General features: G+C 68.1%; 1 pseudogene. It reads left to right on the forward strand.

Features of this window, described 5'->3' with window-relative positions:
- Positions 1–134: 134 nt before the first annotated feature.
- A pseudogene (locus DT019_RS39020) lies at positions 135–1348 on the forward strand (IS256 family transposase); the annotation flags it as partial.

The raw sequence follows: 1348 nt of genomic DNA on the forward strand, positions 1-1348 counted from the left end.
GGTTGCGTCCATGGAGATGGTGTACGGGTTCGACCTGATCCGGGGGTTTGCTCCGGCGTCGGGATGGTGCCCGCATAGATGAACGGCCACCGGCTGATCTTCGAAGTGTCGAAGCCTCGAAGGAGATCAGCACGATGACCGCACCCGACAGTGTGCCCCCTGCATGCCCTCGCCGAGGACAACCTCGCCGCGGCGAGTCCCGATCTGCTGCGCACGATGGTCAAGACGTTCGCCGACGCACTCATGTCCGCGGAGGCCGACGCCCTCTGCAACGCCGAATACGGCCAGGTCAGCGACGAACGCGTCAACCACCGCAACGGCTACCGCCCACGCGAGTGGGACACCCGGGCCGGCACCGTCGAACTCGCCATCCCCAAGCTGCGCCAGAGCAGTTACTTCCCGCACTGGCTCCTCGAGCGACGCCGCCGGGCCGAACAAGCCCTCATCTCCGTGGTCGCCACCGCCTACCTGCTGGGCGTGTCCACGCGCAGAGTCGAGAAACTCGCCGAGTCCCTCGGGGTGACCCAGCTGTCGAAGTCCCAGGTCAGTGCCATGGCGAAGCATCTGGACGAGCAGGTTGCCGCGTTCCGCAACCGGTCCCTGGACCAAGGCCCTTACACATTCGTCTGGGTCGACGCACTGACCCAGAAGGTCCGCGAGGGCGGCCGGATCATCAACGTCCACGCCCTGATCGCGGTCGGCGTCAACGCCGACGGCCACCGCGAGATCCTCGGCATCGACGTCGCCACCGCCGAGGACGGCGCCGGCTGGCTGGCCTTCCTGCGCTCCCTGATCGCCCGCGGCCTGTCCGGCGTCCAACTCGTCGTCTCCGACGCCCACGCCGGCCTCGTCGACGCCATCGGCGCCGTCCTGCCCGGAGCATCGTGGCAGCGATGCCGCACGCACTACGCCCGCAATCTGCTCAGCCAGGTCCCGAAATCGGCTCAGCCGTGGGTGGCCACGTTGCTGCGGACCGTCTTCGAACAACCCGACAGCGACGCTGTCCAGGCTCAGATGCGGCACGTCCTGGACACCCTGGAGGCCAAGTTCCCCAAGGCCGCAGCCCACTTGGACGCCGCCCAGCACGACCTGCTGGCCTTCACCGCGTTTCCGCGCGAGAGCTGGCGGCAGGTCTGGTCGAACAACCCGCAGGAGAGGCTGAACAAGGAGATCCGCCGGCGCACCGACGTGGTCGGCATCTTCCCCGACCGCACCGCCGTGATCCGCCTGGTCGGCGCCGTCCTGGCCGAGCAGAACGACGAATGGACCGAGGCCCGCCGCTACATGGGACTCGACCTCCTCGCCAAGGCCCGCCTCCACCCGATCGAGTCAGAAACCCACGACACCG

The organism is Streptomyces sp. SDr-06 (genome assembly GCF_003324565.1).
In the GTDB taxonomy this organism is placed as follows: domain Bacteria; phylum Actinomycetota; class Actinomycetes; order Streptomycetales; family Streptomycetaceae; genus Streptomyces.